The sequence below is a fragment of the Pseudomonas sp. RIT288 genome, from assembly GCF_000631985.1.
Lineage (GTDB): Bacteria > Pseudomonadota > Gammaproteobacteria > Pseudomonadales > Pseudomonadaceae > Aquipseudomonas.
Genome location: NZ_JFYN01000001.1, coordinates 56,576 through 72,026, shown reverse-complemented (window position 1 = coordinate 72,026; position 15,451 = coordinate 56,576). Strand labels below are relative to the sequence as shown.

Sequence of the window (15,451 nt, the reverse complement as noted above, 5' to 3'; positions counted from 1 at the left end):
TTTGAATGGGGGCGGCGATCAGTCCGCCAACCCCATCACCCGCTGATAAAACTTCCACTCCTGCTCCAGCGCATGCGCCTGATTCACCGCCCTTCGAAAGCCATGGCGTTCCTCGGCGTAGTAATGCGCCTGGACCGGGATGCCATTGCGCTCCAGCGCCGCGACCATGTCGCGCGTCTGTTGCGGCACCACCACCGCATCCAGCTCACCCTGAAAGAAAATCACCGGCACCCGGATGTTGCTTGCATGCTGTAGCGGCGTGCGGGCGGCGTAGCACTCGGCGTCCTGTTCGGGATCGCCGATCAGCCAGTCGAGATAATCGCCTTCGAACTTGTGGGTCGCCCGGGCCAGTGCCACCGGGTCGCTGACGCCATAGAGGCTGGCGCCCGCGCGGAACACCTGCTGAAACGCCAACGCGCACAGGGTGGTGTAACCCCCGGCGCTGCCGCCGCGGATGAAGGCGCGCTCGCCGTCGATCAGGCCCTGTTCGGCCAGGTATCCCACCACCGCGCAGGCGTCCTCGACATCGACCTCGCCCCAGCTCAGATGCAACGCCTGACGGTATTCGCGGCCATAGCCGCTGCTGCCGCGATAGTTGAGATCGGCGACGGCGAAGCCGCGTTGCGTCCAGTACTGAATGCGCGGGTCGAGCATCGGGTAGCAGGCCGAGGTCGGGCCGCCGTGGATGAATACCACCAGTGGCGGCTGGGCTTCGTCGTTCATCGCCGGATAGAAGAATCCGTGAGCCTCACCGCTGCCGCTCGGGTAGCGCAAGGTCTGCGGACGACTGATGCGCTCCGCCGGTAGAGGTGCAACCCCCCCGGCCAGCACTTGTACCGAGCGGGTCGAGCGATCGATGGCGATGACCGCCGAGGGGCTGATCGGCGAGGCGGCAATGCAGTAGATGAATTGCTGATCCAGCGCCAGATGCCGGAAGCGGCTGTAGTCGCCGGTGAAGTCTTCGCCGTCGAGCGCCAGGCGACCAAAACCGCCTTCGCTCCAACTCGCCAGAAACGAATCGCCTACCGGCAACCAGGTACTGCCACCCATCTGCCACGGGGCGGGCGCATGATCGGCTTCGGCACAGGGCAGTCGATGCAAACCGTCGGACGTTTCGCGCCACGGCTGCCAGAATCCGCCGCGATCAGTCAGGCACAACAGGCGTCCTTTCGTGTCAAATCGCGGTTGCTGGATCGACTCTTCAAGGTCAGCCCCCGCTACGCAATGCGCTGCGCCAAAGCCACCCTCAGCCAGACGCTCGGCGACCATCAATCGCGTGGATGTCCACGGCTGGTGCGGCCGACTCCACTCGATCCAGGCCAATCGCGAACCGTCCGGGCTGATCACCGGTGCGGCATAAAAATCCGCACCTTCAGCCAGCAAATGCCGCGTGCCGTCAGCCAGATCAATTGCTACCAGCCGATGCTGATCCTGCCGTTCCTCAACCGCCAGCACCTGGCCGCCAGCAAAATGCAGATCGCCATAACGACACTCGCCAGAAGTCAGCGCCTCAGGTTTGCCAATTAGCGTCTGCCGATACAACTGCTGATCCGCCTCATTGACGAAAACCACCCCGTCCGGCGTCAGACAAAACGCGCCACCGCCATATTCGTACACCCGGCTGCGCACACTGAAGCCATTCGGCGTCAGACATTTCGCCACGCCGTCGCGCCAGTGCCAGATCCGGCAAGCGGCATCTTCCGGGCGATATTCATTCCAGAACAAACCGTGGGCACCGAGTTGCAGTTCGGCGAAGTCCATGCCGGCGGCGACGGCCTGGGCGGCGCTGAAAGGCTCAGCCCTTGGCGATGAGGCGTGAGTTTCGTTCATTACGGAAGGCCAGTTGTTCGATGGTCTGGGTGGCGTGCTCGGCTTCTTCGCGGGCCGCAAGGATCACGCCGTGATGTTCGGATTTGCTGCACACCGGGTCGGCATTGCTCGCGTCACCTGTGAGCATGAACGCCTGACAGCGGCAGCCGCCGAAGTCCTGTTCCTTTTCGTCGCAGGAGCGGCATGGCTCGGGCATCCAGTCGTAACCGCGAAAACGGTTGAAGCCGAACGAGTCGTACCAGATGTGCTGCATGCTGTGATCGCGCACATTGGGAAACTGCACTGGCAGCTGCCGGGCGCCATGGCAGGGCAGGGCGGTGCCGTCCGGCGTGACCGTCAGAAAGATACTGCCCCAGCCGTTCATGCAGGCTTTCGGGCGTTCTTCGTAGTAGTCCGGGGTGACGAAAATCAGCTTGCACGGATGCCCTTCGGCTTCCAGTTTGGCGCGGTATTCGTTGGTGATGCGTTCGGCACGCACCAGTTGTTCCTTGGTCGGCAACAGGCCGACACGATTGAGCTGCGCCCAACCGTAGAACTGGCAGGTGGCGAGCTCGACGAAGTCGGCTTCCAGCGCGATGCACAGCTCGATGATGCGGTCGATCTTGTCGATGTTGTGCCGGTGGGTGACGAAGTTCAGCACCATCGGATAGCCGTGGGCCTTCACCGCACGAGCCATTTCCAGCTTCTGCGCGAAAGCCTTTTTCGAGCCGGCGAGCAGGTTGTTCACTTGCTCGTCGCTGGCCTGGAAACTGATCTGGATGTGATCGAGACCAGCCTTTTTGAAGTCACTGATTTTCTGCTCGGTCAGACCGATGCCGGAAGTGATCAGGTTGGTGTAGAAACCCAACTGCCGCGCTTCACGAATCAGTTCGGCGAGGTCCTGACGCACCAGCGGTTCGCCACCGGAAAAGCCCAGTTGCGCCGCGCCCATCTCCCGCGCCTCGCGGAAGACCTTGATCCACTGCTCGGTACTCAGCTCTTTGCCCTGCTCGGCGAAATCCAGCGGATTGGAGCAGTACGGGCATTGCAGCGGGCAGCGGTAGGTCAGCTCGGCGAGCAGCCACAGCGGCAGGCCGACTTCAGGTTTTGGCGGTACTTGCACCGATGTCTCAGGCAAGTTCGATCCAGTGCTGCGCACGGGCAACCTCCATGAATTGCTCGATGTCTTCACCGAGCTCAGGCACGCCGGGGAACTGCTCGTCGAGTTTGGCGATGATCGCCGCGACATCGCGCTCACCGTCGATCAATCCGCCGATCAGCGCGGCGCTGTCGTTGAGCTTGATCATGCCCTCGGGGTAGAGCAGCACGTGACCTTTTTGCGCCGGTTCGTACTGGAAACGGTAGCCGGGACGCCAGGTCGGGATCTTGCTGCGATCAAAACTCATAGGGTGATTCCTTTATGCCAGACCCGCTGCTCGGTGACGCTGTGATACGGCGGGCGGTTCAGTTCGTAAGCCATGCTCATGGCATCGAGCATGCTCCAAAGAATGTCCAGTTTGAACTGGAGAATTTCCAGCATGCGCTCCTGACCCTCGCGGGTCTTGTAGTGCTCGAGCGTGATCGCCAGACCGTGCTCGACATCGCGCCGCGCCTGACCGAGGCGAGTGCGGAAATATTCGTAACCGGCCGGGTCGATCCACGGGTAATGCTGCGGCCAGCTGTCGAGGCGCGACTGGTGGATCTGCGGTGCGAACAGCTCGGTCAACGAGCTGCTGGCGGCTTCCTGCCAACTGGCGCGGCGGGCGAAGTTGACGTAGGCATCGACGGCGAAACGCACGCCGGGCAGCACCAGTTCCTGAGAGCGCAATTGGTCCGGGTCGAGGCCGACCGCCTGACCGAGACGCAGCCAGGCTTCAATGCCGCCGTCTTCACCGGGGGCGCCGTCGTGGTCGAGCAGGCGTTGAATCCACTCCCGGCGAATCTCGCGATCCGGGCAATTGGCGAGGATCGCCGCGTCTTTCAGGGGAATGTTCACCTGGTAGTAGAAGCGGTTGGCAACCCAGCCCTGAATCTGCTCGCGGGTGGCACGGCCTTCGTACATCGCCACGTGGTACGGGTGGTAGATGTGGTAATAGGCGCCTTTGGCGCGCAGGGCGGCTTCGAATTCGGTGGGGGACAGCGGGGTGTCGGTCATTGCGGTTCTCCGGGGAACAACCCTAGAAATCTTTTCTGTTTGCACTGGCCTCTTCGCGAGCAGGCTCGCTCCCACAGGTTGATCGCATTCCAAATGTGGGAGCGAGCCTGCTCGCGAAGGGCCGCGCATAGGTATCTACGGCTTACAGCACAATACTCATGCCATCGAACGCCACTTCAACATTACGCCGCGCCAGCTCCGCGCGCTCAGCCGAATCCTCATCGAGAATCGGGTTGGTGTTGTTGATGTGGATAAGCACTTTGCGCTGCTCGGGCAACTGCTCCAGCACTTCGAGCATGCCGCCGGGGCCGTTCTGTGCCAGGTGGCCCATCTCGCGACCGGTGCGGGTGCCGACGCCACGGCGCTGCATTTCATCGTCATCCCACAGCGTGCCGTCCACCAGCAGGCAATCGCTACCAGCCATGATTTCCAGCAGCGGCGCGTCGACCTTGCCCAGACCCGGGGCGTAAAATAGTTTGCCGCCAGTATTGAGGTCTTCGACGATCAGGCCGATGTTGTCGCCCGGGTGGGGGTCGAAACGGTGCGGCGAGTACGGCGGCGCGGCGCTGCGCAACGGCAGCGGGGTGAAACGCAGGTTCGGGCAGGCAGCGACAGTGAAGCTCTGGTCGAGCTCGATGCGGTTCCAGTTCAGCCCGCCGTTCCAGTGGGTCAGCATCTTGAACAGCGGGAAACCGGTGCTCAAATCTTCGTGAACCATGTCCGTGCACCAGACCTGATGCGGGCAGCCTTCGCGCAGGCTGAGCAGGCCGGTGGTGTGGTCGATCTGGCTGTCCATCAGGATGATCGCGCTGATGCCGGTGTCACGCAGGGCTCGGCCCGGTTGCATCGGCGCGAAGCTCTGCAGTTGCGCGCGGATGTCCGGCGACGCGTTGCACAGCACCCAGTTCACGCCGTCATCGGAAATCGCGATGGACGATTGGGTGCGGGCCTTGGCATTCAGGCTGCCGTCGCGAAAGCCTGCGCAATTGACGCAGTTGCAGTTCCACTGCGGAAATCCGCCACCGGCGGCCGAACCCAGAATCTGGACGAACATGAACGCTCCCATCTTTCAACGCTGAAAATAAAACGCCCCGGCGAGCCGAGGCGTTGCACTGCAAATCTGCGTAGGCAGAAATCAGCGGCTGGCGAAGTACATGGTGACTTCGAAGCCGATACGCAGGTCGGTGTAAGCCGGTTTTGTCCAGGACATAAGGTGACTCCTCATTGGGTGGGTGGGATAGCGCTGTCCATAGTTATAGTCCACGGCAGCGCAGGGATGTTCCAAATAGTTAGGCTGCTATGTTACTCAAAATTTCAACGGTATTGCCCGTGAATCTTTGAGAAAGCTCCTTGCAGCCTTGGTAATGATCATTTTGTTGTTTGCCATGGTGCGCCGGGTGACGATTCGCTAGCGAGGCAGCGCCAGCCACCGTCGGCGTTGAGCAACCGCTGCGCTGCCGCCAGCAGTGCCGAGCGTTCCAGTTGGCCGATGGCCGTGTGCAGTTGCGCCAGGTAATCCGACGAGTGGCCAGCGAGCTTGGCCTGCCACAGCAACTCGGCGGCGTCTTTGCCGGACAGATGACTCTCCGCGAACTGATCCGCGAGTGACTGGCGTTGCTCGGTGAAGCGCTTTTCATCGAGTTCGATCAGCGCAGGAATGCCGTTGAGGAACTGCTGGATATGGCCGAGCAGCTCACCCGGCGCAGTATCTGGCGATTGCACACCGAACAGCAATCCGGTCTGGCCGTGCACCTGCCGCAAGGCGCTGAACACGGCGTAGCCCAATTGCAATTCGACCCGCAGGCGCTGATAGAACGGTGTCTGGCACAGCTGCGCGAGCAAGCGCCAGGCGGCTTCGTCGGCGATCTCGCGACTGGCGCTCGGGCAGAACAGCAGCAACGCATGCTCGCTGGACGCGGTGTCGATGTGGCTCCACAGATGTTGCGTGTTGATCGTCGGCGCTGGCGGCAATTGATTGTCCGGCGTGCCAGGGATGCGGCTCAGGGCCAGGCCCATGGCCGATTGCGTCTGTGCGTTGAGACCAAGCGCCAGCCCGTCCCAGCGCGAAGTTGTCCACAGCTGATTGGCGTCGTCCGACTCGATGGCCGATGGCAGGCAGCGTTCAGGCAATGCCTTGAGCAACTGACGGATCGGTATCAACGGCGCTTCTGGCTCTGCGCCCGCTGAATCAGCGTCAATTTGCGTCAGACATTTCAGCGCGTGTTCCAGGACACTGGGCATCGGCTCCTGCAAGCCCGTCAGTTTCAGCAGCCACTGTGTGCCGGTGGCGTTGAACGCCAACTCGACGCCGGCCTGCTGCGCATCCTCCTGAGTTTCCCGCAGGCCGCGTTGCAGCTTGCCTTGCAGATCTATGCTGGCCGCCGCTTCCGTATGCCAACGCAAATAAATCGCGCCGTGATCGCTATGGTCCGGCAACGCCTGGCTGAATTGCATCGGAGAACGTTCACGCCGACCGCGCGAGCGATCCTGAGCGAAAGTCCGCAAACCACGATGGGCGCTGGTCTGGCCGCGAATCAGGCCGGCGCTGGCCAGCGGCTCGCTGGAACTCAGGAAAGGGTTGGCGGCAGGCAGGTGCCAATGGTCGCTGAAGTTATCCACAACGCTGATGTCGCGCAGGATCTGTTTGAGGGCGACTACAGCGTTTTCCGACAGACCGTGTTCGCGTTGTTCACTGTCGAGCCGCGCCAGTTGCAGGGCGCCGCTGATTTGCTGCTGACGCTCACGCAGCTTGGTGTATTCCTCGCGCAACGCGGCCCAGTCCTGTTGCGCGGCAAAGAAGCTCAACCAGTCCAGCAGTTGTTCACGAATGACGCTCAGGGATTCGGCGGGGGCGGTGAATTGCAGATGCAGCAGTGCTTGCCCGGCGAACTGATACAGCGGCACGGCTTTCAAACCGTCCGCGAGGCGTTGTTGCTGCAAATGGGCGAGCAGACCGCCGGGCTTGGCGCTGTTCAGCCAATGGCAGAGAAACGCCAGCGCTTCGGCGGACGAGTCGGGCAGCGCGTCGAAAGCGCACAACAGATTGCTGCTTCGCTCGCCGACCTGTTGATAACTTTTTACCGCCAATGGCAGTGGCGCTGCTTGCTCGACCTTATCCCCAACCGGCAGCGCGGCGGCGAACTGCTGCGCGAGTACGCGCAATTCCTCGATGCTCTGCGGCCCGACCAGACTCAGCGTCATTTGCCCGGTGCGATAAAACTGCTGATGAAAATCCTTGAGCGCTTGCTGAAACGCTGGCAACTCAACTTTCAGGCTGTCGCGATTCCCCGCATGAAATCCGCGCAGCGGATGTGTGGCCGGCAAACCCTCGCACAACGCCAGTTCCTGCTGTGCTGTGGGATCTTGCGACCATGCGACAAATTCTGCGTCCAGCACTTCGCGTTCGCGCAACTGATCGTCCGCATTCATACGCGGGTGCGCGAGCATGTCTGACAGACGCTCAAGCCCGGCACTGAAGGCCGAGGTCGGCAGTTCGAAGAAGAAGTCGGTGGTGCGTTCACGGGTGCTGGCATTCACTTGTCCACCGTGACTTTGCACGTAGGCCATCAACGCCTGACTCGCAGGAAAATGCTCAGTGCCGAGAAACAGCAAATGCTCAAGAAAATGCGCCAGCCCCGGCCACGCAAGCGGCACATCATGACTACCGGCCGCCACTCGCAAGGCAGCAGCACTGCGCTTCAATCCGGGCACCTGACGCAGGGTCAAGCGCAAGCCGTTGGCCAGGGTTTCAGTGTGGGGGCGGGGGTGAGTCGGCGCGGGCATGGGCACTTCCAGGACAGTGAAGTGCCAATGCTAGCGGATTGCGTGGGGTCAGCGCTTGTTCAACGCGTGGTAAAGCTCGGGGCGACGGTCGTTGAGGTAGTGATTGGCGGCGCGGGAATCGACCATCAACTGGCGATCCAACTCGCCGACGATCAATGCTTCATCGAGGCCAGCCTGGGCGATACGGCTGCCGTCCGGCGCGGCGATGCTGCTTTGCCCGCAATAGTGGATCTCGCCTTCATGCCCGCAGTAGTTGGCATACGCCACGTAGCACTGGTTTTCGAAGGCGCGGGAACGCACGGTGACGTCAGCGACGAAATCGAACGGAATCATGTTTGCCGTCGGCACCAGGATCAGCTCGGCGCCGGCCAGCGCCAAACGCCGCGCGTTCTCGGGAAACTCCAGGTCGTAGCAGATCAGGAAACCGAGCTTCCAGCCGTTGAGTTCAACAACCGGAAAATCATCTTCGCCGGGGCTGAACATCGACCGATCGAGATCGCCGAACAGATGGGTCTTGCGGTAATTGCACAGACGCTCGCCGTGCGCGTCGATCAACTGCACAGCGTTGTAGATCTGCCCGTCGGCCGTGCGCTCGGGGTAACCATAAGCAATCGCCAGCCCGGCGGCTTTGGCGATTCGACCGATCTGTTGCGCCCATTCGCCGTTGTAGACCTCGGCCAAGGTGCTGACCGCTTCCTTGCCGATGTTGTAGCCGGTCAGAAACATTTCCGGCAGCACCAGCAGGTCGGCACCCTTGGCCTCCATCGCCAGTTGCTGCAGGCGATGCAGGTTGGCGGCGGGTTCCAGGGGCAGCGGTGGACATTGGTAAAGGGCTACACGCATCAGGGATTCCTCTTACTCGGGCAGGGCGATAGGGCCGATGTCTTTGAACACATCACCCGGGCCCGGGTTCTCTTTATGTGTCGAACCGCCGAAGTGTTTCATGATGCCCCACACTGCGTTGAGCGAAGTCTGTACCGCGCCTTCGACCCACGCCGGGGTCCACGATACGTCGTCACCAGCGATGAAAATTCCGCGCTGCTCGGCTGGCATGTCGTCCTGCATGAAGTGCGCGTACATGCGCTGGTTGTAACGGTAGTGGCCGGGCAGGGCGCCTTTGAACGCGCCGAGGAAGTACGGGTCGGCTTCCCATGACACGGTGATCGGGTCGCCGATGATCCGCGCGGCGATGTCGACTTTCGGATAGATCTTTTTCAACGCGTTCAACGCCAGTTCCACGCGTTTTTCCACCGGGTGCGGGAGCATCTTCAGCGCGTCGCTCATCCACGAGTACGACAGACAGATCACCCCCGGCTTGTCGTCACCGTTATCGAACAGATAAGTGCCGCGAGTCAGGCGATCGGTGAGGGTCATGCTCATCAGGTCGCGGCCGGTTTCCGGATCCTTGTCCTTCCAGAACGGCCGGTCGACCATCACGAAGGTCTTCGACGATTGCATGTAGCGCGTGCGGTCCAGCGCCATCCACATCTTCTGCGAGAACAGGGTTTCGTCGCATTCGATCTGCGTGGTCAGCAGCCAGCTCTGGCAGGTGGTCAGCACGGCGGCGTACTCGCGGGTGTCGCCGTTGTTGTCGGTGACGGCAAAGCGGCCGTCCGGGGCGTGAGCGATTTTCTTCACACCGGAGCGCGGCGCGCCACGGTGCAGGGATTTCAGGCTGGTGCCTTCCGGCCAGTGCACGCAGCGCTCCGGCACATGCCGCCAGATGCCTTGCGGCACTTGTTCCACACCGCCAACCACCAGGTGCTGGTGATCGTCGCAGTTGGTCATCACCACGCGGAAGATTTCCAGCATCGAGTTGGGAAAGTCCGAGTCCCAGCCGCCGGTACCGAAACCGACCTGACCGAACACTTCGCGGTGATGGAATGACAGTTTGGCGAAGGCCTTGGAGGTGGCCACGAAGTCGTAGAAAGTGCGGTCGTCCCACAGCGGAACGAGTTTGTTCCACAGTTCTTTGAGGCGTGGTACGTCGCGGTCACGGATCGCTTGCTGGATATCGGCGAACTGCGAGCCAGCCTCCAGCGCATCCGCCCAGGCGTCGGCCACTTCCTGGAACAGTGCAGGAAGATCCTTCAGGCTTTGTGCGTAATGAGTTTTGCCCTCGAGGTCGATCACAGTGCTGCCGGAGGCCGGCGTCAGCGGGTTCGGGAAGGGCTTGGTCTCAAGGCCGAGCTTGTCGACGTAGTGGTAAAACGCTGTAGAGGACACCGGGAAACGCATGCCGCCCAGTTCCGCGACGATGCCGTCGGTGCCGTTGAACGCTTGCGAACGCAGGCGGCCGCCCAGTTTCGAGGCTTCGTATACCACCGGCTTCAAGCCGAGCTTCATCAGTTCGTAGGCGGCTACCAGACCAGCAATACCGGCGCCGACAATCGCCACTTCAGCGCCATGGTGGTGTTCAGGAATGCTGCCGAGACCGGCCGGGTGCTCGATCCAGTCGTCGAAAGCGAACGGAAAGTCCGGGCCGAAAATGGTGACTGGCTTCTTACCGTCTGCAGGATGGCGATTGTTTTTGTTCATGGCTGACCTTGCTGGCGACCCGACGCAGGATGCGCGTCTGAGTATAGGAAAAGATGCCAGTCATTCTAGGGAGCCTGGAACACGTTAATAAGACGCAAAGTGTCGTCGTTTTGCCAATTAATTGATCAGAGTGACGATGTGGTGCTGCACACCGACCAAAATGTAGGAGCGAGCCTGCTCGCGAAGAGGCCCTCTCGGCCAACAAATTTAAACCGGCTGCCCCCGATCAATCTTGCTACTCAAAATGATTGACGTCGTGGTCTTCTCCACCCCATCCACACTGCCAATCTGATCCAGCAACTGATCGAGCTGCTCCGGCGAGTCGGTGCGCAACCACGCCACATAATCAAACTCGCCACTCACCGCACATAACTGCTGCACCTGCGCCATGGCGCTTAACCGGCGCAACACCTCTTTGCCGGAACGCGGCTGCACCTTGATCCCGACATACGCCTGCAACCCGCCATCGACCACGCGTTGCCCCAGACGCACGCCATAACCGGTAATCACTTTGGCTTTTTCCAGTCGTGCCAACCGCGAAGTCACCGTGGTACGCGCAATGCCCAACTGCCGGGCAAGCATGGCCACGCTTTCGCGGGCGTTGATTTGCAGGGCGGCGATCAGTTGGCGGTCAATTTCGTCGAGTGCGGGGGGGCGGGTGTCGGGCAAGGGGCGGCTCCATGGCTGTCGAGGGCGGATGAGTTTGCATGTTACAGGCACTATCTGCGACACGCTGCTGGCGATGACTGAGCACTTCACTTATGCGTGGAGGCAATCGTTGCGCCAAAAAACATGCATGAAATTCCAGAGGACGTGCCCGTTCCGCACATCGACCATGACGAGCATGTCGTTTTTTGCCTCATAGGCGTTGATGAATGCCAATCGAATACCGCCATTATCGTAGAGAACCTTCCATACTTCGAAAGGTCCCGTCAGCGTATCGATGGCATGTTGAACATAGCGTTCTCGGGAGTCTGGCCGTTTCTCGACGGTATGGGCCAGTTTGTCTCTCATGACTGCAACGTTTCCAATAGGCGTGAGGATAGTAATGGCCAGCACGGAATCGTCGACGAACCCGAAGTGATTCAGAAGGATTTTGAGAGCGCCTTCGGCGTCGTCCGGGGAGGTCTTCCGAACATTGCGCTCGCGGGGACTTGTCCCCTCAACCGATCACCCAAGAAAAAGCCGCGCATGTAGCGCGGCTTTCAAATGTGGTGGGCCCACACGGACTTGAACCGTGGACCAAAGGATTATGAGTCCTCTGCTCTAACCAACTGAGCTATAGGCCCTCAGTAGGCCGCGGATTATAGCGACGGTTTGGCGGCTGTGCTATCCGAATAATCCGATACGGTTACACTAAGAAACGTTGCGGCGAATTCCTCCGGGGGCAGTGGCAGGCTGACGATGTAGCCCTGGATCTGTTCGCAACCTTCGGCGGCGAGGAATTGTTGCTGGGCCTGGGTCTCGACGCCTTCGGCGATCACGGTGAATTGCATGCTCCGGCCCAGAGCGATGATCGCGCGGACAATTGCCGCGTCGTGCGGGTCATCGGGCAGTCCGCGAACAAATGACTGGTCGATCTTGAGGATGTCCAGCGGCAGACGTTTGAGGTAACTGAGCGAAGAATATCCGGTGCCGAAGTCGTCGATCGCCAGTTGTACACCCAGGTGTTTGAGCTGGTGCAACACCGCCAAGGCTTCTTCGGCCTGGCTCATGATGAAGTTTTCGGTAATTTCCAGTTGCAGTAAATCCGGCTGCAGACGGTTGTCCCTGAGCAGTTGTTCGATGCGCCCGAGCAGGTTCGGCTGGCGCAATTGCGCACCGGCGAGGTTGACTGACAGCGGGCCGAGGCTGTCATAGATCTGGTGCCACTCGAACATCTGCCGGCAGGCGGTTTCGAGCACCCAATCGCCGATCTGCAGGATCATGCCGTTCTCTTCAGCAAGCGGGATGAAGTGCTCCGGCGGCACTTCGCCGAAGGTCGGGTGGCGCCAGCGGATCAGTGCTTCGGCGCCGACCAGACGATGGTCGTCGAGGCTGATTTTCGGTTGGTAGTAGAGGAACAACTCTTCGCGCTCGATGGCCCGGCGCAGTTCGTGCTCCAGCGCCACACGTTCGCTGGCCTGGGCGGTGAGGTCGCGGGTATAGCTTTCGACGCGGTTGCGGCCCTTTGCCTTGGAGCGGTACATCGCCGCGTCGGCGTTCTTCACCAGCGTGGCGACGTCGCAGCCGTCGCGGGGATACAGACTGGTGCCGATGCTGGCGCTGATGAAGAACTCGTGCTCACCGGCCTGAAACGGTGCGCCAAAGCAGTTGAGCAGTTTGATTGCGATGTGATCGGCATCGCTGGATTGTTGCAGACCCGGCAGCAGGATAATGAATTCATCACCGCCCAGTCGTGCGACGGTGTCGATATCGCGCAATTGCTCCTTCAGGCGTACGGCAATGCCCTTGAGCAGCAGGTCGCCGACCGGGTGGCCGAGACTGTCGTTGATGTGTTTGAAACGGTCGAGATCGAGGAACAGCACAGCGCCCTGACCACCGTTTTCCTGCTGGCTGTTCAGCGCGGTGAGCAGGCGGCTTTCAAACAGGGTGCGATTTGGCAGGCCGGTGAGCGGGTCGTGGTGCGCTTGATAATCGAGCTTGGCCTGCGCGTGTTTGAGGCTGGAGATATCGGCAAACACCGCAACAAAGTGGGTGATGAACTTGTCGCGATTGCGCACAGCGCTGATGGTCAGCCAACTCGGGTATAGCTCGCCGTTCTTGCGCCGGTTGGAAATCTCGCCCTGCCAGTGCCCCTCGTCGGTCAACTGGTGCCACATCGCCGCATAAAACGCGCTGTCGTGCAGGCCGGAGGCGAGCAGGCGCGGTGTGTGGCCGAGGGCTTCGCTTTCGCTGTAGCCGGTGATTTCGGTGAACGCACGGTTGACCGCGCTGATGTGTTGTTGGGTGTCGGTGATCAACACGCCCTCGGCGGTGCTCTCGAATACGGTGGCCGCCTGCTGCAGTTTTTCCTGCATCAAGTGGCGCTCGGTGATGTCCCGCGCGATGGTCAACATGCAGTCTTCTTCGCCGATCGGTAGCGGACGGCTGGACACTTCGCACAGACGGATCTGCCCGTCGCTGCGGCGGATATGGCAGGTGAAATCGCGCACGAAGCCATCGCGGTGCAACAGATCGAGCATCTGCTTGCGTTCGTTGAGGTTGACCCAGATCCCCAGGTCCAGCGCCGAGCGATCCACCGACATTGCGCTGTTGAACCCGGTGATGCGGCTGAAGCCCTCGTTGACCTCCAGCAGCAAGCCATCGCTCTGACGCGACAGCAGCAAGCCGTCCGGCGAGGCATGGAAGGCCTTGGCGAACTTCTCTTCGGAGGTTTGCAGTTGTTGCTGGGTTTCCTTGAGTTGAGTGATGTCGCGTACCACGACCACCAACGCGGGAGTAGTGTCGAGGTCGAACGGTTCGGCGGAGATCAGCCCGGTAAACACCTGGCCATTATTGCGGCGAAAGGGCATCTCCAGGTTACGGATGCTGCCGGCCTGCAAACGTTGCAACAGCCCCGGCCCGACCCCGGGGATACCCCAGATATTCAGTTCAGTGGCAGTCTGGCCGACCACATCTTCCGCCTTCAGGCCAATCTGCTCCTCAAAGGCTTCGTTGACCTCCAGCAGACAGCCATCGGACAGTCGCGCGATCACCAGGATATCCGGGCATTGCTGGAACACCGAAGCGAACTTCTGTTCTGACAGGCGCAGTGCTTCCTCGGTGCGCTTGGTTTCGCTGATATCGATCATCAATCCGCGCATCACCGGCTCATGCCCGTGTTCAATCAGGCTGACGATGTCACGCACCCACAGGCAGCGCCCGTCTGCGGTAATCACCCGATAATCGAGGGTGTGATCGCGTCCTTCGCGCACCGCGTCGTCGCAAATGGCCTGGGCGCGGGTCAGGTCGGCGGGGTGGATGATGTTGCGCCAGAAGCCCGGAATCAGCCAGTGCGCCTGTGGATAACCGAGCAGATCCTCAGCATGCGGCGACACATAGCTGTAGGTGAAGTCGCTCATGCGCGCTTCCCACGCGATGGCCGACAGGCTCTCCACCAGTCCGCGGTAGTGGTATTCGCTGCTGCGCAATTCCTGTTCGAGGTCGACGCGGCGAGCAATTTCCGAACTCAAACGGCGATTGATACGAATAACCACCGCCAGGATGATCACCAGCAGTAACAGGCCCGGCAGACCGTAGATCAGCAGGTCTGACCAGAATGTCCGATGGTCCAGAACATTGCCGACCCAATGTTCCTGAATGCTGCTGATTTCCTCGGGGCTCATGTCTGCCAGGACTTTGTCCAGAATGCCCACCAGCATTTTGTTGTCGCGGGGTACGCCCATTGCCAACTGATAGCGATACGGGGTTTCGCCGCTCACGTATAAACCGTCGAGCTTGAGCTGACGCAGGCTCCAGACGCTGGAGGCGAGATCGCCGACCACCGCGTCCACCTCATCGGTGGCCAGTGCCTGCAAGGCCGAACTGACATTGGGCATGGCCACCAGATTCAGGTCGGGATGGTGGGTGCGCAGGAGTTCGTGGGGTGCGTAGTTTTCCACCACGGCGATCTTCAGGCCATACAGGTCCTCGATTTTGCGCGGCTGCGCGCCGCCGATGTGGGCGAGGATCACGATCGGGAAGTCGAGGTAAGGGCGGGTAAACGACAGATAGTTCTGGCGTTCGGGTGTGGACATGATCCCCGGCAGTAGATCGATCTTGCCGGACTTTACCTGCGCCAGGACTTCGGTCCAGCTCGATGGCTCGATCGGATTGAGTTTGATCGACAGGCGCTGGCGGATCACGTCGATATAGTCGGCGGCCAGACCCTGATAGCGATTATGTTCATCGCGGAACTCGAACGGCGGCCACGACGCGTCGACACCCAGGCGCAAGTCCGGGTGAGCCGCCAGCCAGCTACGTTCTTCATCGGTCAGAGTCAGCGCGTCAGCCGTTGCGGTCCAGATCATCAGTGACAGCAAGAAAAGCACGGGCGCCAGTCTGGGCATAACCGTCTCGTTATGGCACGGGATTCATTGTTTCGAGTGTAGACGGGGTATGCCGGGGAGGGGCGGTGCGAGGGATTTAATCTGCCGCATAAACAAAACCCCCGGCCTGGGCCGG

At 60.8% G+C, this 15,451-nt stretch carries 12 protein-coding genes and 1 tRNA gene; all 13 read right to left on the bottom strand.

Features of this window, described 5'->3' with window-relative positions; translation table 11 throughout:
- Nucleotides 1-18: 18 nt before the first annotated feature.
- The 13 genes from BW33_RS00315 to BW33_RS00260 all read right to left on the bottom strand — a co-directional run bounded on the left by BW33_RS00315 (nucleotide 19) and on the right by BW33_RS00260 (nucleotide 15,336).
- Nucleotides 19-1,830 (bottom strand): S9 family peptidase, encoded by a 1,812-nt coding sequence (locus tag BW33_RS00315; RefSeq protein WP_081794152.1) that lies wholly within the window; start codon nucleotides 1,828-1,830, stop codon nucleotides 19-21.
- Nucleotides 1,796-2,968, bottom strand: a complete 1,173-nt coding sequence (pqqE, locus tag BW33_RS00310; protein WP_047596448.1) for a pyrroloquinoline quinone biosynthesis protein PqqE — start codon at nucleotides 2,966-2,968, stop codon at nucleotides 1,796-1,798. Before pqqE ends, BW33_RS00315 begins: the two co-directional genes overlap by 35 nt.
- The gene (gene pqqD, locus BW33_RS00305; RefSeq protein WP_003228880.1) at nucleotides 2,940-3,215 is read right to left on the bottom strand and encodes a pyrroloquinoline quinone biosynthesis peptide chaperone PqqD; all 276 of its coding nucleotides are present in this window, start codon (nucleotides 3,213-3,215) and stop codon (nucleotides 2,940-2,942) included. The genes pqqE and pqqD overlap by 29 nt, the downstream gene beginning before the upstream one ends.
- Nucleotides 3,212-3,964 (bottom strand): pyrroloquinoline-quinone synthase PqqC, encoded by a 753-nt coding sequence (gene pqqC, locus BW33_RS00300; protein ID WP_003228879.1) that lies wholly within the window; start codon nucleotides 3,962-3,964, stop codon nucleotides 3,212-3,214. The genes pqqD and pqqC overlap by 4 nt, the downstream gene beginning before the upstream one ends.
- Before the next feature lie 142 nt (nucleotides 3,965-4,106).
- Nucleotides 4,107-5,018 carry a pyrroloquinoline quinone biosynthesis protein PqqB gene (gene pqqB, locus BW33_RS00295; protein ID WP_047596447.1) on the bottom strand — a complete coding sequence of 304 codons (912 nt, stop codon included), beginning with the start codon at nucleotides 5,016-5,018 and terminating at the stop codon, nucleotides 4,107-4,109.
- An 81-nt stretch (nucleotides 5,019-5,099) separates the two neighbouring features.
- The gene (pqqA, locus tag BW33_RS28125; protein WP_003422658.1) at nucleotides 5,100-5,174 is read right to left on the bottom strand and encodes a pyrroloquinoline quinone precursor peptide PqqA; all 75 of its coding nucleotides are present in this window, start codon (nucleotides 5,172-5,174) and stop codon (nucleotides 5,100-5,102) included.
- Between the two features lie 158 nt (nucleotides 5,175-5,332).
- Nucleotides 5,333-7,747: a pyrroloquinoline quinone biosynthesis protein PqqF gene (pqqF, locus tag BW33_RS00290; protein WP_047596446.1), complete on the bottom strand. Its 2,415-nt coding sequence runs from the start codon at nucleotides 7,745-7,747 to the stop codon at nucleotides 5,333-5,335.
- Between the two features lie 48 nt (nucleotides 7,748-7,795).
- A complete protein-coding gene (locus BW33_RS00285; RefSeq protein WP_047596445.1) occupies nucleotides 7,796-8,590 on the bottom strand; it encodes a carbon-nitrogen hydrolase family protein in 795 nt (264 codons plus the stop codon).
- A gap of 12 nt (nucleotides 8,591-8,602) precedes the next feature.
- Nucleotides 8,603-10,285 carry a flavin monoamine oxidase family protein gene (locus BW33_RS00280; RefSeq protein WP_041070021.1) on the bottom strand — a complete coding sequence of 561 codons (1,683 nt, stop codon included), beginning with the start codon at nucleotides 10,283-10,285 and terminating at the stop codon, nucleotides 8,603-8,605.
- A 207-nt stretch (nucleotides 10,286-10,492) separates the two neighbouring features.
- Nucleotides 10,493-10,954 (bottom strand): Lrp/AsnC family transcriptional regulator, encoded by a 462-nt coding sequence (locus tag BW33_RS00275; RefSeq protein ID WP_007966501.1) that lies wholly within the window; start codon nucleotides 10,952-10,954, stop codon nucleotides 10,493-10,495.
- Nucleotides 10,955-11,044: 90 nt separating this feature from the next.
- Nucleotides 11,045-11,344, bottom strand: coding sequence for a PBECR2 nuclease fold domain-containing protein (locus BW33_RS28120; protein WP_236645177.1), 300 nt, complete (start codon nucleotides 11,342-11,344; stop codon nucleotides 11,045-11,047).
- Between the two features lie 153 nt (nucleotides 11,345-11,497).
- A tRNA-Ile gene (locus tag BW33_RS00265) sits at nucleotides 11,498-11,574 on the bottom strand.
- Between the two features lie 15 nt (nucleotides 11,575-11,589).
- Nucleotides 11,590-15,336, bottom strand: coding sequence for a bifunctional diguanylate cyclase/phosphodiesterase (locus tag BW33_RS00260; protein ID WP_047596443.1), 3,747 nt, complete (start codon nucleotides 15,334-15,336; stop codon nucleotides 11,590-11,592).
- Nucleotides 15,337-15,451 lie beyond the last annotated feature (115 nt).

Bases quoted from the DNA above. Each gene is read 5' to 3' on its own strand.
- BW33_RS00315 (WP_081794152.1), bottom strand. From the start codon at position 1,830: ATGAACGAAACTCACGCCTCATCGCCAAGGGCTGAGCCTTTCAGCGCC.
- pqqD (WP_003228880.1), bottom strand. From the start codon at position 3,215: ATGAGTTTTGATCGCAGCAAGATCCCGACCTGGCGTCCCGGCTACCGT.
- pqqC (WP_003228879.1), bottom strand. From the start codon at position 3,964: ATGACCGACACCCCGCTGTCCCCCACCGAATTCGAAGCCGCCCTGCGC.
- pqqB (WP_047596447.1), bottom strand. From the start codon at position 5,018: ATGTTCGTCCAGATTCTGGGTTCGGCCGCCGGTGGCGGATTTCCGCAG.
- pqqF (WP_047596446.1), bottom strand. From the start codon at position 7,747: ATGCCCGCGCCGACTCACCCCCGCCCCCACACTGAAACCCTGGCCAAC.
- BW33_RS00285 (WP_047596445.1), bottom strand. From the start codon at position 8,590: ATGCGTGTAGCCCTTTACCAATGTCCACCGCTGCCCCTGGAACCCGCC.
- BW33_RS00280 (WP_041070021.1), bottom strand. From the start codon at position 10,285: ATGAACAAAAACAATCGCCATCCTGCAGACGGTAAGAAGCCAGTCACC.
- BW33_RS00260 (WP_047596443.1), bottom strand. From the start codon at position 15,336: ATGCCCAGACTGGCGCCCGTGCTTTTCTTGCTGTCACTGATGATCTGG.